This is a genomic window from Novosphingobium sp. JCM 18896, assembly GCF_025938095.1.
Lineage (GTDB): Bacteria > Pseudomonadota > Alphaproteobacteria > Sphingomonadales > Sphingomonadaceae > Novosphingobium.
Window position 1 is genome coordinate 390,472 of sequence record NZ_JAPCZF010000004.1, and the last position, 21,051, is coordinate 411,522.

Annotated in this window: 19 protein-coding genes and 1 tRNA gene; 8 read left to right on the forward strand and 12 right to left on the reverse strand. The window is 66.8% G+C overall.

Translation table 11 applies throughout. From position 1 onward, the window contains the following. Window positions 1-53: 53 nt before the first annotated feature. Window positions 54-2,228, reverse strand: coding sequence for a TonB-dependent siderophore receptor (locus OLX23_RS16480; protein ID WP_264446106.1), 2,175 nt, complete (start codon window positions 2,226-2,228; stop codon window positions 54-56). A gap of 222 nt (window positions 2,229-2,450) precedes the next feature. Here OLX23_RS16480 and OLX23_RS16485 point away from each other — a divergent pair, with 222 nt between their 5' ends. Further along, complete coding sequence (locus OLX23_RS16485) at window positions 2,451-4,478, forward strand: molybdopterin-dependent oxidoreductase (RefSeq protein WP_264446107.1); 2,028 nt, start codon at window positions 2,451-2,453, stop codon at window positions 4,476-4,478. Between the two features lie 298 nt (window positions 4,479-4,776). On the opposite strand, the gene OLX23_RS16490 is transcribed toward OLX23_RS16485, so the two are convergent. Continuing rightward, complete coding sequence (locus tag OLX23_RS16490; protein WP_264446108.1) at window positions 4,777-5,406, reverse strand: glutathione S-transferase; 630 nt, start codon at window positions 5,404-5,406, stop codon at window positions 4,777-4,779. After that, window positions 5,399-6,382, reverse strand: a complete 984-nt coding sequence (locus OLX23_RS16495) for a rhodanese-related sulfurtransferase (protein WP_264446109.1) — start codon at window positions 6,380-6,382, stop codon at window positions 5,399-5,401. The genes OLX23_RS16490 and OLX23_RS16495 overlap by 8 nt, the downstream gene beginning before the upstream one ends. 162 nt (window positions 6,383-6,544) lie before the next feature. Here OLX23_RS16495 and OLX23_RS16500 point away from each other — a divergent pair. Continuing rightward, window positions 6,545-6,620 (forward strand) — tRNA-Lys (locus OLX23_RS16500). A 46-nt stretch (window positions 6,621-6,666) separates the two neighbouring features. On the opposite strand, the gene OLX23_RS16505 is transcribed toward OLX23_RS16500, so the two are convergent. Then, entirely contained in the window at window positions 6,667-7,095 is a 429-nt protein-coding gene (locus OLX23_RS16505; RefSeq protein ID WP_264446110.1) for an OsmC family protein, read from the reverse strand. Between the two features lie 138 nt (window positions 7,096-7,233). Here OLX23_RS16505 and OLX23_RS16510 point away from each other — a divergent pair, with 138 nt between their 5' ends. Then, window positions 7,234-7,656 (forward strand): DUF5990 family protein, encoded by a 423-nt coding sequence (locus tag OLX23_RS16510; RefSeq protein ID WP_264446111.1) that lies wholly within the window; start codon window positions 7,234-7,236, stop codon window positions 7,654-7,656. Here the strand turns inward: OLX23_RS16510 and OLX23_RS16515 are convergent. From OLX23_RS16515 to OLX23_RS16525, 3 genes are read right to left on the reverse strand one after another with little or no spacing between them, the layout of a single operon-like run. Continuing rightward, window positions 7,649-8,902 carry a CaiB/BaiF CoA transferase family protein gene (locus tag OLX23_RS16515; protein WP_264446112.1) on the reverse strand — a complete coding sequence of 418 codons (1,254 nt, stop codon included), beginning with the start codon at window positions 8,900-8,902 and terminating at the stop codon, window positions 7,649-7,651. The genes OLX23_RS16510 and OLX23_RS16515 overlap by 8 nt on opposite strands. Further along, window positions 8,899-9,453 (reverse strand): gamma carbonic anhydrase family protein, encoded by a 555-nt coding sequence (locus OLX23_RS16520; RefSeq protein ID WP_264446113.1) that lies wholly within the window; start codon window positions 9,451-9,453, stop codon window positions 8,899-8,901. The genes OLX23_RS16515 and OLX23_RS16520 overlap by 4 nt, the downstream gene beginning before the upstream one ends. A 40-nt stretch (window positions 9,454-9,493) precedes the next feature. After that, on the reverse strand, window positions 9,494-10,393 hold the full coding sequence (locus OLX23_RS16525) for a TauD/TfdA dioxygenase family protein (protein ID WP_264446114.1): 900 nt from the start codon (window positions 10,391-10,393) through the stop codon (window positions 9,494-9,496). A gap of 195 nt (window positions 10,394-10,588) precedes the next feature. Between OLX23_RS16525 and OLX23_RS16530 the strand changes: the two genes are divergently transcribed. Then, a complete protein-coding gene (locus tag OLX23_RS16530; RefSeq protein ID WP_264446115.1) occupies window positions 10,589-11,449 on the forward strand; it encodes a helix-turn-helix domain-containing protein in 861 nt (286 codons plus the stop codon). A gap of 66 nt (window positions 11,450-11,515) precedes the next feature. Here OLX23_RS16530 and OLX23_RS16535 read toward each other — a convergent pair whose 3' ends face one another. The 4 genes from OLX23_RS16535 to OLX23_RS16550 all read right to left on the reverse strand — a co-directional run bounded on the left by OLX23_RS16535 (window position 11,516) and on the right by OLX23_RS16550 (window position 17,987). After that, entirely contained in the window at window positions 11,516-14,101 is a 2,586-nt protein-coding gene (locus tag OLX23_RS16535; protein WP_264446116.1) for a TonB-dependent receptor, read from the reverse strand. 130 nt (window positions 14,102-14,231) lie between these two features. Continuing rightward, a complete protein-coding gene (locus OLX23_RS16540; RefSeq protein WP_264446117.1) occupies window positions 14,232-15,425 on the reverse strand; it encodes a cytochrome P450 in 1,194 nt (397 codons plus the stop codon). A gap of 348 nt (window positions 15,426-15,773) precedes the next feature. Further along, window positions 15,774-16,940, reverse strand: coding sequence for an MFS transporter (locus tag OLX23_RS16545; protein ID WP_264446118.1), 1,167 nt, complete (start codon window positions 16,938-16,940; stop codon window positions 15,774-15,776). Window positions 16,941-16,952: 12 nt separating this feature from the next. Beyond that, window positions 16,953-17,987, reverse strand: a complete 1,035-nt coding sequence (locus OLX23_RS16550; RefSeq protein ID WP_264446119.1) for an aldo/keto reductase — start codon at window positions 17,985-17,987, stop codon at window positions 16,953-16,955. Between the two features lie 99 nt (window positions 17,988-18,086). On the opposite strand from OLX23_RS16550, the gene OLX23_RS16555 reads away from it, so the two are divergent. The 4 genes from OLX23_RS16555 (at window position 18,087) to OLX23_RS16570 (ending at window position 19,909) form a co-directional block, all read left to right on the forward strand. Further along, entirely contained in the window at window positions 18,087-18,998 is a 912-nt protein-coding gene (locus tag OLX23_RS16555; protein ID WP_264446120.1) for a LysR family transcriptional regulator, read from the forward strand. Between the two features lie 193 nt (window positions 18,999-19,191). After that, window positions 19,192-19,398 carry a cold-shock protein gene (locus OLX23_RS16560; RefSeq protein WP_264446121.1) on the forward strand — a complete coding sequence of 69 codons (207 nt, stop codon included), beginning with the start codon at window positions 19,192-19,194 and terminating at the stop codon, window positions 19,396-19,398. Window positions 19,399-19,402: 4 nt separating this feature from the next. Next, window positions 19,403-19,657 carry a translation initiation factor IF-1 gene (infA, locus tag OLX23_RS16565; RefSeq protein WP_264446122.1) on the forward strand — a complete coding sequence of 85 codons (255 nt, stop codon included), beginning with the start codon at window positions 19,403-19,405 and terminating at the stop codon, window positions 19,655-19,657. Between the two features lie 54 nt (window positions 19,658-19,711). Then, window positions 19,712-19,909 carry a hypothetical protein gene (locus OLX23_RS16570; RefSeq protein ID WP_264446123.1) on the forward strand — a complete coding sequence of 66 codons (198 nt, stop codon included), beginning with the start codon at window positions 19,712-19,714 and terminating at the stop codon, window positions 19,907-19,909. Window positions 19,910-19,946: 37 nt separating this feature from the next. On the opposite strand, the gene OLX23_RS16575 is transcribed toward OLX23_RS16570, so the two are convergent. Beyond that, window positions 19,947-20,504 carry a carboxymuconolactone decarboxylase family protein gene (locus tag OLX23_RS16575; RefSeq protein ID WP_264446124.1) on the reverse strand — a complete coding sequence of 186 codons (558 nt, stop codon included), beginning with the start codon at window positions 20,502-20,504 and terminating at the stop codon, window positions 19,947-19,949. Between the last annotated feature and the right edge of the window lie 547 nt (window positions 20,505-21,051).

The window sequence follows — 21,051 nt, forward strand, 5'->3', positions numbered from 1 at the left end:
GGTTGGAACGCGTCGCGACAGCGGGGGCGCGCTCCAACCGGGCCTTCGATGGCTCAGATCTGCTTCGACAGGGTCAGGCGCCAGTTGCGCGGATTGCCGGGCGTGACGCGGTCGATGCCGCCGGTGTCGGGCCAGTATCGCTTGTCGAACAGGTTGGCGACGGTGAGCGCAAGGCCCCAGCCGTCGCGCTTGTAGGACAGGCCGGCGTCGACCAGCGTATAGCCGGGCAGCCAGAGCAGGACCGAACCGTCGGGCCGGGTCGAATAGATGTCGCCGTTGCGCCTGGAGTTGTAGCTGACGCCGAGGTTTGCGCCGAGCCCGGCGAGCGGTCCCGATTGCACCTCGTACTGCGCGAAGGCGCCGATGTTGTGCTTGGGCACGTTCGACAGCGGCGCGCCGACGGTGAAGAAGTTGTCCTTCGTCACTTCGGCGTCGACGTAAGTGTAGGCCAGGCTCAGGTCGAAACCGGGACGCGGCTGCCAGTGCATCTCGGCCTCGACCCCGCGCGAGCGCTGCTCGCCGGTGATCACGACGAAGTCGAGATAGATCGGATCGGCGGTGGCCACGTTCTGGCGGGTCAGCTGGTAGATCGCCAGGCTGCCGCTGAGGTTCAGGCCCTCGGGCGCGAACTTGAGGCCGGCTTCGATGTTCTTGCCGCGCTCGGGCACGACGGGGCCGCCGATCGGATTGCCGGCGCTGTCGAAGCCCGCGACCTGCTGGGCGTAGAGCTGCGGCAGGAACGACTTCGACCAGGAGGCATAGGCGTTGACCCCCGAGACGAGCTTCACGGTGGCGCCGACGCGCGGGCTGAAGGCATGGTCCTTCTGCCCCGAGGAATCGGACCAGTCGTAGCGGCCGCCGAGCGTCAGGGTGAACAGGTCGCCGAACTTGAGGTGATCCTGGACGTAGATGCCGGTCTGGTGGCTCTTGCTGCTGCCCGGTGCGCCGCTGACCTGCGAGGTGTCGTAGGGCAGGTCGTAGTTCGGATTGACCAGGCTCAGCGGGAAGCGGGTCTGGTCGAAGTCGCCGGCGCTGAAATAGGTCTGGCGGTTCTGGCGATAGTCGAGGCCGGCCAGCCATTCGTGCTCGATGCCGCCGGTCTTGAACGAGCCCTTGAGCCGGTTGTCGACCGCGAAGTCCTTGTCGGTCGCGTTGTAGGGGCCGTAGTAGTAGCGGCCGATCGTCGCGGTCGGCAACTCGTTGAAGTCGGCGTCGTAGGACGGCGCGCCGCTCGCGTCGAGGAAGCCCGCGGCGAACATCCAGCGGTCCCAGAACTCCTTGCGCCGCGTGTAGCGCAAGGTCTGCGAGAAGCTCAGCGCCTCGCTGAAGCGATGGTCGAACATATAGCCGATCTGCACGCGGTCGCGGTTGTTGATCACGCGCTGGTCGCCGGCGTTGTTGATCGAGAAATCCTCGGGGATCGCGACGACGCCGAGCAGGACGGTGCCATAGGCCGGGACCGGCGAGATCGGGCTGTCGTGATCGCGCTGGTAGCGGCCGAGCACGGTCAAGGTCGTGTCGGGGCCCGGGCGCCAGGTGATCGCCGGCGCGGCGAACAGGCGGTTGATCCCCGAATTGCGCACGAAGCTGTCGGCATCGCGATAGGTCAGGTTGATCCGCGCGAGCAGGGTGCCGCTGGCATTGAGCGGGGCATTGGCGTCGACCGTGCCTTCGACCAGGTTCCACGATCCGGTCGAGGCGGTGACCTTGACGAAGGCCTCGTCGCGCGGACGCTTGCTGACGAGGTTGATCAGGCCGCCGAGCGGCGCCTGGCCGAACAGCATCGACGAGGGGCCCTTGAGCACTTCGATCTGCTCGATCGCCGAGAGCTCCTGGTTGAAGCCGACCCCGGCCTCGTTGACCAGGCCGTCGAGGTAGACGCTGCCATAGGCCGCGTCGAAGCCACGGATCGTATAGGCGTCGTAGAAGCCGTAGGTCGTCGAGCGCGACACGCCGGCGACAGTGCGCAGGGCTTCGGACAGCCGGGTGACGCCGCGTGCCTCGATGTCCGCGGCCGATACGACCGAGATCGCCTGCGGCGTCTCGATAAGCGGGATGTCGGCCTTGCCGGCGACGACCGCCTCGCGCAGCTGCGCGCCGGTGACGACGATGTCCGATCGCTGCGCCGGCTCGTTCTCACCGGTCGCGTCGTCGGCCCAGGCGGGCGAGGCCCAGATCGTGGCCAGGGCCAGGGCCGCGATGCTGGCGCGGCCGTTGAATGTCGTCATGTCACCCTCCTCTGAACGGCGGGCGGGGTAACGCTAATGAGAATCCTTATCAAGATAGATTGTAGCCGAACATTGCTCGGTGTGCGGGTCATCGGCGCAGCGATCACCATTCCGTCAATATAACCATTTGGGCATATCGGGCGTGCCGATATTGTATTAGCATGATGGTGGAAATCGGAGGACGCTGCGGGATCACGTTCCTGTCGCTTCGGGTTGCCTGCCATGACCATCGTCGAAAAGAAGTCGTTCTGCCGCATCTGCGGATCGGGCTGCGGCATCGTCGTCACGCTCGACGGCGAGCAGGTGCTCAAGGTCCGCGCCGACGAGGAGCATCCGGTCTCGCGCGGCTATACCTGCCCCAAGGGGCGGGCGATCGCGACCGATCACCACCGCGCGGAACGCCTCGAAGGCCCGATGATCCGAGTGGACGGCGAACTCGTCCCGACGACCTGGGATCACCTGCTCGACGATCTCGCTCCTAAGCTCAAGCGCATCATCGCCACGACCGGGCCGGTCGGTGTGGGCACTTTCATCGGCGGCGGCGGGTTCCTCGACGCCAGCGGCTTCTACAGCCTGCTGGCCTTCGGCAAGACCATCGGCACGCCGTCGTCCTACAGCGACATGACGATCGACTCGGTGTCGAAGGCGCTGGCAGGCGAGCTGTTCGCGGGGATCTCCGGCCTCGAGCCACGCGCGGACCTCTCGAAGACCAAGATGGTGATCTTCATCGGCACCAATCCGGTCATCTCGCACACGCGCACGATCCAGATGCACGCGCCCACCGCGGCGATGCGCGACATGCGCGCGCACGGCGCCGAGCTGTGGACGATCGATCCGCGCAAGTGCGAGACGGCGATGCGCTCGGACGGCTTCATCCAGCCGCGTCCCGGCCTCGACTATGCGGTGCTCGGCCATGCGATCCGCGAACTGCTGATCGACGGTGCCGACCGCGATTACATCGCCGACCACGCCCAGGGCGTCGACAGGCTGGCGGCGGCCGTCGAGCGCTTCACGCTCGATTACACCAGCGCGGTCGCCGGGGTAGAGGCCGAGACCCTGCAGGCCTTCGTCGCGGCGATCCGCAAGGCCGGGCGGCTCTCGGTCGAGACCGGCACCGGCGTCACCATGCAGCGCGCGGGCAACGTCACCGGCTGGCTCGCGCTGGCGCTGATGGCGGTGACCGGCTCGCTCGACCGCGAGGGCGGCTCCTGGGTCAATCCGGGCCGCATCATGCGCAAGGACAAGGCGGACTTCCCCGCCGCGCCCGAGGACGGCTGGAACCGGCCGGGCCCGAAGAGCCGGCCCGAATTGCGGGGCACCCACGGCGACTTCCCCTGCGCCGCGATCCCCGACGAGATCGCTGCCGGGAACCTGCGCGCGATGATGGTCTGGGGCGGCAATCTCGAAGTCTGCCTGCCCGAGACTGCGCGGAGCTATGCCGCGCTGCAGGACCTCGAAGTGCTCGGCGTGTTCGACGTGCGCGGCAACCGCACGGTCGACATCGCCACCCACGTCATGCCCACCAAGGGCCAGCTCGAACGCGCGGACATGAGCTTCGTCACCGACACCTCGTTCCCGCTGCTGGTCACGCAGTACACCCCGGCGCTGATTGCGCCGCTCGGCGATCGCAAGGCCTTCTGGTGGATCCTGGGCGAGCTGGGCAAGCGGATGGAGATCGATTTCTTCCCCGGCTTCGACCACGCGGCGGGCAGCGACGACAGCTTCCTTGCCTATGTCCTCGGCCTGTTCGGGCATGATTTCGCGGAGCTCAAGGAAAAGCGCCTGCTCATCGAGGAGCCGGTGATCGGCTGGGTGCAGAAGTTCGTCGACGAGAAGCTGGGCGGCTGGCGCCTCGCGCCGCGGCTGCTGGCCGAGCAACTCGCCGGCCTCGAAGCGCGCGAGAGCGCGCACGATGCCGACAAGCTGATCCTGATCCCACGCCGCCAGAAGTATCACGAGAATTCGAAGCTGATCGACCTGCGCGACCCGCCGCAGGTGATGATGAATTCGATCGATGCGCAGAAGCGCGGCTTCGCCGAAGGCGCGCTGATCCGGGTCAGCACGGTCAGCGGCAAGGTCGAGCGGCCGCTCAAGATCGACGACACCTTGCGGCCCGGGGTGATCAACATCCCGCACGGCTGGTCCGACGAGATGAACGTCAACAACCTCACCAGCACCACGCGCGAGGTCGATCCGATCACCGGCATGCTGCTGTTTTCGGGGCTGGAGGTCTCGGTCGAGGCGGCCTGAGGCTAGCGGACCACGAGCAGATTGACCGGATGCGCCGACATAGGGGGCATTCGCAAGGCCTCGTCGGTCCTATCAGCCGCCCTTGTCTTCCAGCCGTCGCCCCTGCGCAGGCAGGGGCCCAACCAAGCTCTCATCCTTCAACGGAAGGCGCGTGGAGGTGCGGTCAGTTGTGCCCCTGCCTGCGCAGGGGCGACGGGGAAGGGGCGGGGCCGCTTTTCCGGCGGTCACGGCTGACACTCGCCCGTACGCACCCTACGACCAAACCGCCGCGCTCCGGCCACGACATCGTGGGGTGTGCCTAGCCCGCCGGAAACAGGGTCGGTGCGTCCCCGGTCCGCCAGGGCTGCAGCCGGACCATGATCGCGGCGAACAGGTCCGAGGCGAGATGCCGGGTGAGCCAGGCCTGCAGGTGCGGCAGCGGCTGCGCGTCGAACCATGCGCGGTCGGTCTCTGCGAACTGCCGGACGAAGGGGAAGATCGCGGCGTCGGTCAGCCCGCGGTGGTCGCCGCAGAGATTGGCCTGTGCGGCCAGCCTGGCGTCGAGCACGCGCAGCAGTTCGAGCGCGGTGGTGCGGTGGTCCGCGGGGTCGGAGCCATGGCGCTCGGGATACTTGTAGCGATCGAGATGGTGCTTGAACGGTCCGTCGTTGACCGCGATGAGGTCGCGATTCTCGCGCCCCAGCCAGCCCTCGGGATCGCGCTGCGCGAGCGCCCAGGCCATGATCTCGCGGCTTTCCTCGATCACCCCGCCATCGGGCAGCACGAGCACGGGCACGGTCGCCTTGGGCGAGGCTTCGATCAGCTCGGCGGGCTTCTGCGCAAGCTTGACCTCGCGGATCTCGCAGGTCGTGCCGCTGATCAGCAGCGCCAGTCTTGCGCGCATGGCGTAAGGGCAGCGCCGGAAGCTGTAGAGGATCGGGTCAGCCATCGCCGTGTTCGGACGGCTTGGCCGGCAGCTTGGCACCGACGTGCGCGGTCCCGCGCTGCTGTGCCAGACGTTCCTGACGATCGCGTTCGGCATAGCCGGCGCGCTGGTCGTCGCTGCGTTCGGCATGGCAGGCCGGGCAACTCACCCCTTCGACGTAGAGCGGATCGGCCTGGTCGGCCGCACTCACCGGCCGGCGGCAGGCATGGCACAGCGCGTGGGTGCCGAGTTCGAGCCCATGCCCAACCGCGACCCTCTGGTCGAAGACGAAGCACTCGCCCTTCCACAGGCTCTCGTCGGCGGGCACGGTCTCGAGATATTTGAGCACGCCGCCGTGGAGGTGGTAGACCTCGTCGACGCCTTCGGCCTTGAGGAAGGCGGTCGACTTCTCGCAGCGGATCCCGCCGGTGCAGAACATTGCGACCTTGGGTGGCGCGCCCTGCCCATGACCTTCGCCGAGCAGCCGCTCGCGCTCGGCGCGGAACCAGGCGGGGAAGTCGCGGAAGGTCGCGGTCTGCGGGTTGATCGCGCCGGCGAAGGTGCCGATCGCCACCTCGTAGTCGTTGCGCGTGTCGATCACGATCGTACCGGGATCGCTGATCAGCGCGTTCCAGTCCTGCGGCGAAACGTAGTGGCCAGCGTCGGTCAGCGGATCGATTTCGGGCTCACCCATGGTCACGATCTCGCGCTTTACGCGCACCTTCATGCGGTGGAACGGCAGGGCCTCGGCGCGCGAATACTTGACCTCGAGTTCGGCGAAGCCGGGCAGGGCGCGGCAATGGGCGACGACGCGCGCGATCGCCTCGTCCGAACCCGCGATCGTGCCGTTGATCCCTTCGTGCGCCAGGATCAGCGTGCCCTTCACGCCCTGGCCACAGCACAGCTGCGCGAGCTCCCGCTGCACCGTTTCGCAATCGTCGAGCCGCGCGAACTTGTAGAGCGCGGCGACGCAAATCGGCGAAAGGTCGGTCTTGGCCACGAATGAGAAATCCAGCGAGTCAGATTGGGGTGAAGCGGCTCCCTAGGCGACTTGGTCGTTCGACAACAGCGCTAGAAGCTGGGCGAAGCCGACCGAGGCGATTTCCTCGACCGCAGCCGCTTGACCCGCCAGCGCCGGCCCCTTAGGTGACGCCGCTTGGTCGGGCCCTTAGCTCAGTCGGTAGAGCAACTGACTTTTAATCAGTAGGTCGCTGGTTCGAACCCAGCAGGGCTCACCATATTTCGCAACCGCCGGAGGGCGGTTGCGGCGTCCGACAGGCAGCTTCACACCAGCTTTGCGTCGAGCGTGATCTCCGCGCGGAACAGCTTGGAAACCGGGCAATTGCGCTCGGCGGTCTGGGCGAGTTCCTGGAACTGCTCCGCGTCGATCCCGGGGACCGCGGCCTCGAGCGAAAGCGCGATCGCGGGGATGGCGAAACCGCTGTCCTGTTGGGCCAGGGTGACCGTCGCCTGCGTATCGAGGCGTTCGGCCTTGAAGCCCGCCTTTTCGAGCGTCAGGGTCAGCGACATGGTGAAGCAGGCGGCATGGGCGGCGCCGAGCAGTTCCTCGGGATTGCTGCCTTTGACGCCTTCGAAGCGGCTGGCGAAGCCATAGGGATAGGCGGCCAGCGCGCCGCTCTCGGTGCTGATCTCGCCCTTGCCGTCCTTGAGGCCGCCCGTCCAATGGGCCGAGCCCTTGCGCCGAATTTCCATGGTCTTTCGCTCCTTGGCTGAGGTGCGGGAACGTACCCTACCGAACGCGCTTCCGCCAAGCATCGCGGAGGTGGGGCAGCCATACCATCGCATAGTGCACGCTGTTCATGGCGGGGCGGATCGGGCTATGCTGGCGGCATGGCGCGCGAGACCCAATCCGAGCTTCGCATGCGGATCGTCATCGAACGGCCGGTTGTCGGCGTGATGCACAGCCTTCAGGACAAGGACGGCCATCCGCTCGATCCCAAGCGTTCGGCCGCAGGCGAGCCGCTCGCGTTCGATTTCGCGATCCGCGTCGCGCCCGGCCCCAGGTTCTTCGGCGACCAGGTGAGGCGGGAAGGACCGCAGCGCCGCTTCGTCTATGTCCGCGTCGGGGAACTCGCCGGCGATCCCGCCTCGCCGTGGTCGCGCCGGATGAAGCTCGACATCCACGACATCGACCCGGACCTGCTCGACCGTGCCGTGGCCGATGGCGGCACGATCGAACTCACGGTCGACGGGACTGGCAAGGACGGCACGCCCGCCTGCGCCACCATCCCCGTCGCGAAACGGCTCAGATGACCTTGCGCTCGCGCAGCGCACCGATCCGGTCCCAGTCGTAGCCGAGCATTTCGAGCAGCACTTCCTCGGTATGCTCGCCGAATTCGGGCGCCTGGCGATGGATGCGCGCGGGCGTCTGCGAGAGCGCGATCGGGAAGCCAGGCAGGCGGATCTTGCCGTGCGAGGGGTGATCGAGCTCGGTGACGTAGCCGTTGATCAGCGCCTGCGGATCGTTCGCGGCTTCCTCGGTCGTGTTGATCGCGCAGACGGGCAGGTCGCCCCGGGCGGTCAAGCGGTCGAGCCAATGGGTGCGGTCCTGCGAGGCGAAGATGCGGTCGAGCACTTCGGTCGCCTCGCGCGCGTTGGCGCAGCGGCTCCAGTGATCGCCATAGCGTGCCGCGTCGGCCAGCTCGGGCGGGTTGCCCAGCGCCTCCATCACCACCGGCCAGTGCGGATCGGTGGCAAGGATCGCCAGGGCCAGCCACTTGCCGTCGGCGCATTTGAACGTGTTCCACAGCGGATTGCCCGGATCGCGGCGCGTCGGCACCTTGGCCTTCATGTGCTTCTGCATGTCCGAGACCGCGCGCTTGCCGTCCTGCTTCATCAGTTCGAGCACCACGGGCAGCCCGCGCAGCCACATCATCGAGCCGAGCAGCGATGTGTCGACCTTCTGGCCGATCCCGTGCCGCTCGCGCGCCATCAGACCCGCCAGCACGCCATAGGCCAGCATGATCGCGCCCATCTGATCGGCCATGCCGCCGTCGGGAGTGTCGGGCTCGTCCTCGTGGCCCGTGCGCAGCAGGAAGCCCGAGCGTGCCTGGCCGAGCAGGTCGTAAGCGCGCGAGCTGCGTTCAGGGCCCTCGGGGCCGAAGGCGCTGGCCGAGGCATAGATCAGCTTGGGATTGCGCTGTGACAGCGTCTCGTAGTCGAGCCCGATCTTCTCGGCGACCGAGGGGCGGAAGTTCTGGATGAACACGTCGGCGCCGGCGATCAGCTCGCGCACCAGCGCGACGCCTTCGGGCTGCTTGAGATCGACCGCGAAGCTCTTCTTGTTGCGGTTGTTCATCTCCCAATAGGGCGACTTGTCCGAGCCTTCGAAGCGCAGCATCGCGCGGCCGCCGTCGCCACGCTCGCGCTCCTCGATCTTGATCACCTCGGCGCCGAGGTCGCCCAGCATGGCGCCGGCGACGGGGCCCTGCTGCCAGATCGTCCAGTCGACCACGCGGATGCCGTCGAGCGGGCCCAGGCCCTGCGCCGTGCAGCTCACGCGCCGGCGCTTTCAGTGCAGTTCACCGCCCAGAGGCCCTGGCGGATATATTCCTTGGCGAGCGCGGCGATGCCCTTCTCGCCCTCGATGTATATCCGTGCCTGGCGCATCAGGTGCGCGGGGTTCTCGGGATCGATCGTCGAATGCAGCACGGCGGGCACGCCGAGCGCGAAGGACCATTCGGGCATTTCCTTGCGGTCCATCAGCACCGAGCCCGCGGCCAGGGTCGAATGCGCGCCGAGCCGCGACATCGGCATCATCGAGGCGGTGTTGCCCAGCATGCAGTCGTGGCCGATGAAGCCCTCGATGCAGCAGCCGTGACCGATCATCACGTTGTCCTCGATATGCGTCGCCGTATGGAGGATCGCGTTCTCCTCGATGTGGACGTTGTTGCCGATGCGGATCGGCGTGGTGTCCGAGCGGATCACCACCCCCGGCCAGATCGAGCAGTCGTCACCGATCTCGACGTCGCCGATGATCGTCACGTTGTCGGCGATCATGTTGTTCTTGCCGATGCGCGGCATCTTGCCGTTGAACGGATAGAGTTTCATCGCTTGTCTCCCAATCGTTGTGGTTCTTGGTGCCCGTCGGTCAGGCGGTCTGAAGCTCGGCCGCCACGCTGGCCGGCCGGTCGCCGATGCCGAGGATCGGGCCCTGCTTGACCGAAATCCGCTCGAGGTAGCGGTCGGTCGTCTGGTCGGGCACGCCGTAATGCATGACCAGGCGGTTATCCCAGATCGCCAGGGCGCCGGGCTCCCACTGCCAGCGCACCTGGTATTCGGGGCGGGCATATTCCTCGGACAGCCGCCTGATCAGCGCCTGCCCGACCTCGACCGGCATGCCCTCGATGTCGAGCGACCAGGTCGTGTTGGCATAGAGCGCGCGCGCGCCGGTGGCGGGGTGCACGCTGACCACCGGCTGGTGCACCTCGGGATACTTGGCGCGCAGTTCGTCCCACTTCTCGGCCGTGCCGAAGCTGTCGTTCTTCTTGGGCATCCGCTCGGCCAGGCTCGAGCGGAAACGCAGGCTCTCGATCTCTTGCCGCAGGTCCTCGGGCAGGCCGGCATAGGCCGCGACCGCGCTGGCGTAGCAAGTGTCGCCGCCGAAAGGGCAAGGCTCGATCGCGCGCAGCACCGAGACCGCGGGCGGCACCGGCAGGTAGCAGCCGTCGGTGTGCCAGACCGAGGCCGTGCCCTCGCGCGAGCCGGCCTTGCTGCGCACCGGCGTGATCATCGGCCGCGCGGGATCGGGGCCGTCGTCGATCGGTTCGCCGAACACCCGCGCGAAGGCTAGGTGCTCGGCGAAGCCGATATGCGCCTGGCCGCGCAGGAAGATCACGCCATGCGCGTAGAGCGTCTGGCGAAGGTCCTCCGCCTGATCTTCGGCGATCGGCGCGGCCAGGTCGATGCCCGACACCACGGCGCCGACCGCAGGCTGCAGGCGATAGACGCCGAGGCCGCTGGCCGTGCGATATTCGCGGGGCTGGTCCATCCTCTCTCCTCGTTCGGATCCACTCGTTCGCTCGGTGATCCTGATGCGGGCATGGTAGCGCGGTGGCCGGCGGCCCGCGCTTCCCAGGCGGCCAACTTGTGGTCCTGAGCGGCCAGATTGCCCGGCGCGGCTATCGGCAGCGCGCGGTTGTGATAGGATGGCGGAAACGAACGGTTGGATTGGGAGATGCCGGCGTTGAACGATTCGAGCGCCGACTATTCGGCGTTGAAGCGCCGCCTATGGCCGGGGGACTCGGTCGTGCCCGAGATCGCGGCGGCGCGCGATGCCACCTTGCTGCGCATGTATCCCGCGGGACAGCAGCCGCGCGCGGGTTCGCTCTGCAGCACGCCGGTCGACGTCGATTCCCACTGGCACTTCCACGACATGCACCAGCTGATCTACCCCTTCGAAGGCGCGATCGAGGTCGAGGCCGAAGCCGGGCGGCACCTGATCCCGCGTCAGCTCGCGGCCTGGATTCCGGCCGGGGTCGCGCACCGTGCGAGCCTGCACAAGGTGCGCTCGGTGGTGGTGTTCTTTCCCTGGGCGATGGTGCCGGATGCGGGCACGCACATCCGCGTGCTCCTGGTCTCGTCGCTGCTGCGCGAGATGATGCGCGAGTCCATGCGCTGGCCCTTGCATGCACCGGATACGCCGCTGCGCGAGGCCTTCTTTCGGACGATGGCGCTGCTCTGCGGCGAGTGGATCGAGAGCGAGGCCGACCTGTTCCTGCCCTCGAGCAACGATGCGCGGCTCAAGCGCGCACTCGATTTCACCGCGCGCAACAGCGCGGCGCGGCTGACCGACGTCTGCCTGCATGCCGGCATGTCCGAGCGCTCGTTGCGGCGCCACCTCAAGGCCGAGACGGGCATGACCTGGGAAGGCTATCGCCAGCGCAGCCGTCTGATCGCGGCGATCACCCTGCTCGGCGAGACCGAGGCCGCGATCGGCGATATCGCCGCGCGGTGCGGGTTCGAAAGTGCCTCGGCCTTCGCCAAGGCGTTTCGCGGCGTGGTGGGGGAAACGCCGCGCGACTATCGGCGCAGGTCCGTCAGCTAGCGAAGGTCAGGCGCTCCAGGCCGGTGGCGCCGCGCAAGGGCGTCGCCACCGGCAGAGGGCTTCGGGTCAGTAGGCCGCCGACAGGGTCAGGAACCACTGGCGCGGGGGGATCGGATAGGCCGAATAGTTGTTCGTGGCCGAACCGATCGAGAGCGTCGACACGCCCTTCTTGTCGCCGAGATTGGTGACGTTGAGCGCGAGCTCGACCTTGCGCAGCGGCAAGGTGCCTTCGGGAACCTTCGCCGCGATGCGCGCCGAGGTCAGGAAGTACGACTTGACGCTGGCATCGTTGGTGAAGGTCGCGAAGCGGCGGCCGACGTAGTCGCCGATCACCTGCGCCTCGAACGGCCCGACGTTGAGCGTCGCCACCGTCTTGTTCATCCACTTCGGCGTGCCGGGGAGCTGCTTGCCGCAGGTCGGCACGATGCCGCCGACGACGAGGAAGCCGCCGATGCAGGTGTCCGAAGCCGCGCCGATGCCGAGCGCGGTCGAGGTATAGTCGTTCTGGTACTTCGACAGGTTGTACGAGGTCGCGTTGTAGAGCGAGAAGGTCCGGCCGAAGCGCAAGGTGAAGGCCGCGTCGACGCCGTCGGTCTTCACGTCGCCGACGTTGACGAGGGTCGAGGTGCCGCCGGTGATGCCGCTGCCGGCGATGCCGCCGGGATTGGTCGGGATCGCCAGCAGGCGGTTCTTGAACTCGACGTGGTAGTAGTTGATCTGCGCCTGGAAGCCGATCTCGCCCGCGAAAGTGCGGCTGGTGCGCAGGCCCGCCTCGTAGGTCCAGCTCGTCTCCGGCTTGCCCTGCTCGGCGAAGGCGTCGAATGCGGCCTGGCTGCCCGTGAACCAGGGACCGCCACCGCCGGCCAGATAGGCCTGGTACTGGCGCAGGTTCTTCTGGACGTTGAAGTAGACCTGCTCGTGGCCGTTGAAGTCGTAGGTCGCGCCGAAGGCGGGCAGGAACCAGTTCTGCGTGTTGATCTTGCCTTCGGGCAGGGCGGTGGTGCCGCCGAGCGAGCCGACGCGCGGCTGGACGGGGAATTCACCCTTGGCCCACTGCGCGCTGGTCTTGAAGCCGGCCTGGATCAGCAGCCGGTCGTTGACCTTCCAGGTGTCCTGGAGGTGCAGCTGGAGCTGCTGGATGCGCGCTTCGCCCTGATACTGGGTGAACAGCGGCTGCAGCACGTCGCCGGGGCGGATGTAGGGCGTGCTCAGCGACGGATCGGCAAGCGGCACCGCGTACCAGCGGCGCCACTGCGTCGTGCTGTTGTGCTCGAACCAGCCGCCGAGCTCGATGCGGTGCGCGCCGAGATCGAGATCGAGCGAGGTGATCAGGCCGCCGCGGTCGATGCGGTATTCGGTGGTGCGGGTGATCATGCCCGAGCCGCCCGTCGCGGCGACCAGCGCGGCGCCGGCCGCGGCCGCCTGGGCGTCGGTCAGCGCGGTACAGGCGGCCGGGCGGATGCCGTTGGCGTTGGCGGCGAAGCGGCAGTTCGTCGGCAGGGTCGCATAGGCGGGATCGAGATAGGCCTGGGCCGTGGTGATCGACTGGCCGACCGGTCCGGCTACGACGCCGGCGCCGTCGTTGTGGTGGTAATAGCCGGTGTTCGTCCAGGTGATCTTGTCGGACAGGCGCGCCTCATAGCGCAGATAGCCGAGGTAGTCGGTGCGCTGCGCGTCCGAATAGTAGTTGCGATAGTTGCTGCCCTCGGCCGCGGGCGAATTGCCCAACGCGGTCATGTAGCTGGTGCGATAGCCGTTGAAGTCGGGGTAGAAGAACGGCTTGGTATAGGGCGTGTAGAGCTGCACCGGCGTGGCCGTGCCGCCCGCGGAGGGCACGAAGAAGACCGTCGCGTCCTCGTTCGGCTGGACCATGTCGTTGTAGTCGAGATAGGCCGTGAACTTGCCGGCATCGCTCTCGTGGACGAACTTGGCGTTGGCCTGCCAGCCCTTCTGGATGCCGTTGAAGTCCCAGGCGCGGGCGCGCTGGCGGACGCCCGAGATATAGGCCGAATTGCCGCCGCCGAACTCGCCGGTGTCGATGCGTACGAAGGTGCGGGAGGTGCTGTAGCTGCCGACGGTCTGCGCGGCCTGAATGCCCATCTCGCTGAGCGGATCGGCCGAGAAGGTCTCGACCGTGCCGCCGAGGTTGCTGTTCGACAGCGTGGCGAGGTCGCCGGCGCCCGTCGCCACGATCACGCGCGCGACGTTCTCCGAGATCACCGCACGCTGCGGCGACAAGCCGTTGTAGTTGCCGTAGCTCTGGTCGCCCAGCGGAATGCCGTCCATCGTGTAGCCGAGCTGGTTGCCGGCGAAGCCGTGGATCAGGATCTGCGCGTTCTGTTCGTTGTTACCCCAGGGGTCGGCGGTCACGTAGAGCACGCCGGGCAGGGTCTGGATCGCCTTGAGCGGCGAGACGCCGGGCAGGATCTTCTGGATTTCGGCCTGCTGGATCGCGGTCGCCGAGCGGGTCGTCTTGGCACCGGTCACGATGATCGAACCGGCATCGGCGCTCTCGGCCTCGGCCGCCGCTGCGTCCGCGGCTTCGGCAGCGACCTCGTCGGCGTGTGCCGTGGCCGCAACGCAAAGCGAAAGCGCCGTACCCGCCAGCATGGCGCACCGCACGACCACGGCCGCCGATCGAATTACCCTCATGGATCTCGTTCCTACCCTTCGCAGTGCGCTTGATCGCACGCTGCGAAGGGGCGGTTAGACATCCTGCATGGCGGTTTGATTTAACCGCGATGACGGTAATGTTTCAGCGGGATTGCTGCGTTCGGTCGGCCTAGTCGCAGGTGACGAGCACGTTGGTGATCTCGAAGGTCGAGACGTTCGGTTCCCACTCGATATGCGGCGTCGAGGCGAGCTTGATGCCGGGTACGCGCAGCAGCCGGTCCATCAGGAACAGGGTTTCGTTGAACGCCAGCGGCGAGCCCGGGCAGCGATGCATGCCGTTGCCGAAGCTCATCATCGGCGCCTGATCGCCGAGCCGCTCCTTGCGCGAGAGATCGATCGCATGGGGGCAGGCGCCGACCAGTGCTGGGTCATGGTTGGCGTGGCGGATGGATAGGCCATAGCGCGTGCCGGCGGTGAACTCGCCCTTGGCGTTCTCGGGCAGGTCTTCGGGTGCGCGGCGATAGAGCGTCGAGACGATCGGATCGAGGCGCAGGATCTCCTCGAGAATGCCCATCTTGCCTTCGTAGTCGGCGGCGAGGAAGGCGTCCTTCAGATAGTCCTTCTCGAGCATGTGCCAGGCGACCATCGAGATGAATTCGCGCGTGGTCTGCATGCCCGCGCCGCAGAGCATCATCACGTCGGCGAGGATCGCGCGATCACCGTAGTTCTCCTTGACGAGGGTGGAGATCACGTCGTCTTGCGGCTTCTGGCGGCGTGCCTTGACCGTGGGCAGCACGTCCTTGCGCCAGAACATCATCATGTCCCACACGCGCCGGATCTTCGCATAGCGCAGGCGCCAGCCGGTCATCGTGCGCATCTTGGTGGCGTAGAGGCAGTTCTCGATCCGTCGGGCGGTCTGCTTCATCCCCTCGCGGTCCTTGCCGCGGGTGACGCCGATCAGGTCGCCGACCAGGGTTACGGCCATCTGCCAGGACACCTCGTCGATCCGCAATTGCTTGTTCTTCTCGAGATCGGCGACGAGCATGTCGGCCGTCTTGCGCATCAGCGGCTCGAAATGCTCCTTGATGTAGCGCGGCGAGAAGTAGCTGGTGATGTGCTTGCGCCGGTCGCGGTGGGCCTTGCCGTCGAGGAAGATCAGCGGCACTTCCTCGGGCTTCATCCCGACTGCATTGGCGTCGAAAACGTCCTGCAACATGTGCGGACTGCGCAGGATGCTTTTGACCCGGTCGCCGTCGTAGACGACTTCGGCCTTCTTCTTGAAGATCTTGCCCTGCTCGTAGAGGTCTGCCGTCTTCCGGTCGTCCCGATCCTGATCCAGCGGCGGCTGTGCAAGGGTGGCCACGCGTACTCTCCAATGCGTCGTTATGATATATGGCGTATCATAGTTGCGATCGGGACTCGGGGGCAACCGCAAGCCGTCGCTCTGCCGCTGCGGGCAGTGATGGCTGCCTCGTCATGCAACTTGAGGCATTGGGACGATGAAAAACCAGGCCCGATGGCCGCACGGGCTAGACATTGGTCGGAGAAACGGGGGCGCCTCATGGACTCCGCGCATAGCTTGGCATAGCTCCAGGTCATCGCCGCCGGACGTCCGGGCCGTCACCCGGATAACCCACCGGCGGTTCTGCCTTATTGATTCCCTGATAGCCTGCCCTGCGGATCGCTCCGCAGGGCATTTTTTTCGTGCGCCCTATGCGTTGCAGAGTTCGGCTCGCGGCGCCGGTCGGCGCGAGAGCAGCACGGCGCCGAGCCCGATCGCCGAAGTCGCCGCGCCCGCGAGCGCTACGGTCGGGTAACCGAGGTCGAGCGCGATCACGCCGCCGCCGAGCGCCGCGCCCAGCGCATTGCCCAGATTGAAGGCGCCGATGTTGACCGAGGAGGCCAGGTTCGGCGCATCGGCGGCGGCGGTCATGACGCGGACCTGCAGCGGCGGCACCAGCGCGAAACTGGCGATTCCCCAGAGGAAGATCAGCACCGCGCTCGCCCCGGCCTGCGGCATCAGCGCGGCGAAGGCGATCAGCACAAGCGACAGTGCGGCCAGCGTGACGATCAGGGTGCGATCGACCGAGCGGTCGGCGAACTTGCCGCCGAGCCAGTTGCCGATCGTCAGACCCAGGCCATAGGTCACCAGCATCGCGGTGACGAAGCCCAGCGAGGCGTGGGTCACCTCGCGCAGGATCGGCACGATATAGGTGAAGACGGTGAACATCGCGCTCGATCCGACGACGGTCAGCGCGAGGGCGCCGAGCACGGGGCCGCGCGCGAGGACGCGCAGCTCGGTCATCGCATTGCCGCCGCTCTCGGCCGGGAGCGTGGGCAGGGTGAGCCGCAGCGCCGCCATCGTCGCCAGGCCGAGCGCGGCGATGCCCCAGAACGAAGCGCGCCAGCCCATGTGCTCGCCGGCCCAGGTCGCCAGCGGCACGCCGACGACGTTGGCGATCGTCAGGCCCATGAACATCGCCGCGACCGCGCCCGCCTGCCGCTGCGGCGGCACGAGGCTGGCGGCGACGATCGAGCCGACGCCGAAGAAGGCGCCGTGGTTGAGCGAGGTGACGATCCGCGCGAACAGCAGCATGGCATAGCCGTCCGAGATTGCCGCCAGGACGTTGCCGATCGTGAACAGCGCGGCGAGGCCGATCAGCAGAGCACGGCGCGGCACGCGTCCGGTCGTCAGGGTCATCAGCGGCGCGCCGGCCATGACGCCGATCGCATAGGCGCTGATCAGCAGCCCGGCGGCCGGGATCGACACGCCGAGATCGCCGGCGATCACCGGCAACAGGCCCATCGGCGCGAATTCGGTCACGCCGATGCCGAAGGCACCGACCGCCAGCGCGAGCAGTCCAGGGTTGAGTTTCATCGGAAAGGTCCTTCAGACGAGCGCGGGATTGAGGCGCGCGAAGCCCTCTTGCTGGCGATAGGGCGTGTGCGGGTAGGGCGGCAGCTCCTGACTGGCCGCGTCGAGCGCCGCGATCTGCTCGCGGGTCAGCGACCAGCCGACCGCGCCGAGGTTCTGGCGGAGCTGCTCCTCGTTGCGTGCGCCGATGATCACCGAGGACACGGTCGGGCGCTGCAGCAGCCAGTTGATCGCGATCTGCGGCACCTTGCGCCCGGTTTCTTCGGCCACGGCTTCGAGCGCGTCGATCACGCGGTAGAGGCGTTCGCTCTCGACCGGCGGGGCGAACTGCTCGGTGTCATGAAGCCGGCTGTTGGCGGGGAGCGGGCGGTCGCGGCCGACCTTGCCGGTGAGGCGGCCCCAGCCGAGCGGGCTCCAGACCAGTGCGCCCACGCCCTGGTCGGCGCCGAGCGGCATGAGGTCGGCTTCGTAGGCGCGGCCGATCAGCGAGTAGTAGACCTGATGCGCGACGAGGCGCTGCCAGCCGTTGCGATCGGCCACGGCCTGCGCCTTCATCAGCTGCCAGCCCGGATAGTTCGACACCCCGGCATAGCGCACCTTGCCCGCGGCGATCAGCTGATCGAGTGTCGCCATCAGTTCCTCCACCGGTGTAGAGGCGTCGAAGGCGTGGAGCTGGAGCAGGTCGATGTGATCGCTGCCGAGCCGGCGCAGCGAGGCCTCGACCGCGCGGATCAGCCGCGCGCGCGACACGCCCCAGTCCTGCGGACCGTCGCCCAAGGGCAGGCCGGTCTTGGTCGAGATCAGCACCGAGTCGCGGCGGCCGCGGATCGCTTCGCCGAGAATCTGTTCGGAAGCACCGTCCGAATAGACGTCGGCGGTGTCGAACAGCGTGACGCCCGCGTCGAGGCAGATGTCGATCAGGCGGCGTGCTTCGCTCGCGTCGCTCTGGCCCCAGGCGCCGAACAGCGGGCCGGTGCCGCCGAAGGTGCCGGTGCCGAAACTCAAGGTCGGGACGCGCAGTCCCGACGATCCCAATTGCCGATATTCCATGGTGGACCTTCCGATTGCAAATTCCAGGCATAGATGGACTGCGCCAGCTTGGCTGAGTAGCGTCGGCTCAGGCGAAAGATTTGTGCGACAGGAGCAAAGATGATCGGAGATGCCAGGCTGGCCGGCGGTGACGATCGGGCGCGTTCGCTGGAGATCTTCGTCGCCGTGGTCGATCATGGCAGCTTTTCCGCGGCGGGTCGCCTGCTCGAACTGACGCCTTCGGCGGTCAGTCGTGCCGTCGATCGTATCGAGGCGCGGCTCGGCGTGCGCCTGCTGCTGCGTTCGACGCGGGCACTGTCGCTGACCGCCGAGGGACAGGCCTATCTCCAGTCCGCCCGGCGCATCCTCGCCGATCTCGACGACGCCGAACAGCAGATCGCCGACCAGGGTGCGCCGCGCGGCCGGTTGCGGGTCAGCGCGGCGCTGTCGCACGGCCGGCTCTGCGTCGTGCCGCTGCTGGGCGACTTCGTCCGGCTCTACCCGCACATCATCGTCGACATCGCGCTGACCGATGCCCTGGTGGACGTTGCCGCCGGCCAGGCCGACGTCGCGATCCGCTTCGGGCCCTTGCCCGACAGTGCGCTCACTGCGCGCAAGCTGGGGGAGACCCGCCGCGTGATCGTCGCCTCGCCCGATTACCTCGCGCGCCACGGCACGCCGCAGTCGCCCGAGGACCTGCTCGCGCACAACTGCCTGAATTTCGATTTCCGTCGGGCAGAGCCGGTCTGGCCGTTCCGGCGTGACGGCGAGGAATTCGCCTTGCCGATGCGTGGCAATCTCGAGGCCAACAACGGCGAGACCCTGGGGCAACTCGCGGCGATCGGCATCGGCATCGCCCGGGTCGGCGCGTTCAGCGTTGCGCCCGAACTGGCCGACGGGCGGCTCGTGCCGATCCTCGAAGACTTCAATCCGGGCGACATCGAACTCGTGCATGCGGTCTTCGTCGGCGGCGCGAATACCCCGGCGCGGGTCCGTGCCTTCGTCGATTTCCTCGCCGAGCGGTTGCGTTAGACGTCGGTCTGACCGCCTTATTTCCCGCCGGCAGGCGCCGAAGATTGCAAAACCGCGCGAAGCTCCTATCTTGAGCCGGCACTCGTCGCCTGCGACGGACCTTATCGGCCTAGGGCCTTTTCGATCCATCTCATGCACCAAGCTCCGCCCACCATGTGGTGGCGGATCGTTCTTCTATTGATTGGATCGTTTCATGCCCGTTGGCACCGTCAAATTCTTCAACGTCGATAAGGGCTACGGTTTCATCCAGCCCGACGATGGCACCACCGACAGCTTCGTTCACATCAGCGCCGTCGAGCGCTCGGGCATGGCCACGCTGACCAAGGATCAGCGCGTCAACTACGAGCTCGAGACCGATCGTCGCGGCAAGATCGCTGCGGTCAACCTGACGTCGGCGTAACCGCATGGCGAAGGAAGAGCTTCTCACGCTCGAAGGCGTGATCGACGAACTGTTTCCCGACGGGCGCTGCGGCGTCATGCTCGAGAACGATCATCGGATCATCGCCTATACCGCCGGCAAGATGCGCAAGTTTCGCATCAAGTCGATCGTCGGCGATCGTGTCCGCGTCGAGATGACGCCCTACGATCTCACCAAGGGCCGCATCGTCTTCCGCGAGAAGGTCGCGGGTTCGGGCGGCCCCGGGCGTTTCCGCCGCTAAGGACCCGCCTGGCTTCGGGCGTGGCCGGCGGAACACCGGATAGAGGAGTTTTGCATGGCAGAGCCGATCACTTTCTATCAGAGCCAGGCCGAAAGCTGCGCCAAGGCCGCTGCCGAGGCCAGCCTGGAAAACCAGCGCGACAAGTTCCTCCAGGCGCAGGCCGCCTGGCAGGCGCTCGCTGACAAGACCGCGATGGTCCAGGCACAGGCCGCCAAGCGCGAGGCCGAACGCGAGCGCGCGCGAGTTGACTAGTAAATCGTGATGGAGCGCGGGCCTTCGGCTTCGCGCTCTACACGTAGTCGCGTTTCTGCGTGAAGCTCTGGAAGGTGTCCGGGTCTTCGAGCGGGATGCCGAAGCTTTTCGTCAGCATGGCCATGGTCACGTAGGTTCCGACGAGCGCGACGACTTCCATCAGTTGGACCCGCGAATAGACCTGGGCGAGTGCGTCCCAGGTCGAATCGCCGATGCGCTGCGTCCGCACGAGGTCTGCCGCCGCCTGTGCCAGGGTGGCATCGAAACCCGATAGGGCCGTTTCCGCTTCGCCGGCGGCCGCGATCGTCGCCGTGTCGAGACCCGCGGTTCGCGAGATCATCGCGTGGTGCCGGGCTTCGTATTCCTCGTCGCAGAGCGCGAGCGTGCGCATGACGAGAATCTGCCGGTCGTGCGGGGGCAACTGGGTTCCGGCGATCACCTTGGCGATCAGCGGCATGAACACCGCGTAGAATTCGGGGTGATTCACGAGCACCGCCGCGAAGTTCATCGTGCCCCAGCCGCCCAGCAGTTCCACCTGGGCCGCGTCCAGTTCTCCGGTGCTGGCCGGCGGAATGCGGACGGGAAAGTCGGGCATGGCTATCCTCTCCTGTTTTGTGTTCGCGGGCAGACTGGCGCGAAGCGGCGGCGTTTGCACGGGCGCGACGCGGCAAGCTTGGATCGCCGGGGCTTCGCGTTCCAACCATTGACGCTTGGGGTGGTGTTCCTGCGGAGCCCGCGGGGCGGGGCGTAAAGCCCGCGGCAAGCCCAGTTAAAGGAATTTCAGAATCGCTTTACGAATTGTTTACTACATCAGTTTACCAAGCACCTGTTCGGTCCATTTTTTTGGTTCGGATGTTCGACATTCTCTCTCCTGTCTGCCCCCGGCCCCGGCCGGGGGATCTTGTCCGGAAGACCGAAGGAACTAGCGGTCTGAAGGGGGTCAGAAGAGGGATTGCCGGAAAAATTGCATTAAGGGCTAAAAATCTTGGACGGTTTGAAATCTGCAGAAATCCGGGCCTTACGGGACCAGACGAAGCGCTTCCGGCCTTCCGAATTCAGGAATTTTAATCCGTTGGTAACCAAGGGTCTTAATAATAACCCTTAGTAACCGCTCTTGTTGCTGGAGGTCGCTCGAAGGGTCG

Bases quoted from the DNA above. Each gene is read 5' to 3' on its own strand.
- OLX23_RS16480 (WP_264446106.1), bottom strand. From the start codon at position 2,228: ATGACGACATTCAACGGCCGCGCCAGCATCGCGGCCCTGGCCCTGGCC.
- OLX23_RS16485 (WP_264446107.1), top strand. From the start codon at position 2,451: ATGACCATCGTCGAAAAGAAGTCGTTCTGCCGCATCTGCGGATCGGGC.
- OLX23_RS16490 (WP_264446108.1), bottom strand. From the start codon at position 5,406: ATGGCTGACCCGATCCTCTACAGCTTCCGGCGCTGCCCTTACGCCATG.
- OLX23_RS16505 (WP_264446110.1), bottom strand. From the start codon at position 7,095: ATGGAAATTCGGCGCAAGGGCTCGGCCCATTGGACGGGCGGCCTCAAG.
- OLX23_RS16510 (WP_264446111.1), top strand. From the start codon at position 7,234: ATGGCGCGCGAGACCCAATCCGAGCTTCGCATGCGGATCGTCATCGAA.
- OLX23_RS16520 (WP_264446113.1), bottom strand. From the start codon at position 9,453: ATGAAACTCTATCCGTTCAACGGCAAGATGCCGCGCATCGGCAAGAAC.
- OLX23_RS16525 (WP_264446114.1), bottom strand. From the start codon at position 10,393: ATGGACCAGCCCCGCGAATATCGCACGGCCAGCGGCCTCGGCGTCTAT.
- OLX23_RS16535 (WP_264446116.1), bottom strand. From the start codon at position 14,101: ATGAGGGTAATTCGATCGGCGGCCGTGGTCGTGCGGTGCGCCATGCTG.
- OLX23_RS16545 (WP_264446118.1), bottom strand. From the start codon at position 16,940: ATGAAACTCAACCCTGGACTGCTCGCGCTGGCGGTCGGTGCCTTCGGC.
- OLX23_RS16550 (WP_264446119.1), bottom strand. From the start codon at position 17,987: ATGGAATATCGGCAATTGGGATCGTCGGGACTGCGCGTCCCGACCTTG.
- OLX23_RS16555 (WP_264446120.1), top strand. From the start codon at position 18,087: ATGATCGGAGATGCCAGGCTGGCCGGCGGTGACGATCGGGCGCGTTCG.
- OLX23_RS16560 (WP_264446121.1), top strand. From the start codon at position 19,192: ATGCCCGTTGGCACCGTCAAATTCTTCAACGTCGATAAGGGCTACGGT.
- infA (WP_264446122.1), top strand. From the start codon at position 19,403: ATGGCGAAGGAAGAGCTTCTCACGCTCGAAGGCGTGATCGACGAACTG.
- OLX23_RS16570 (WP_264446123.1), top strand. From the start codon at position 19,712: ATGGCAGAGCCGATCACTTTCTATCAGAGCCAGGCCGAAAGCTGCGCC.
- OLX23_RS16575 (WP_264446124.1), bottom strand. From the start codon at position 20,504: ATGCCCGACTTTCCCGTCCGCATTCCGCCGGCCAGCACCGGAGAACTG.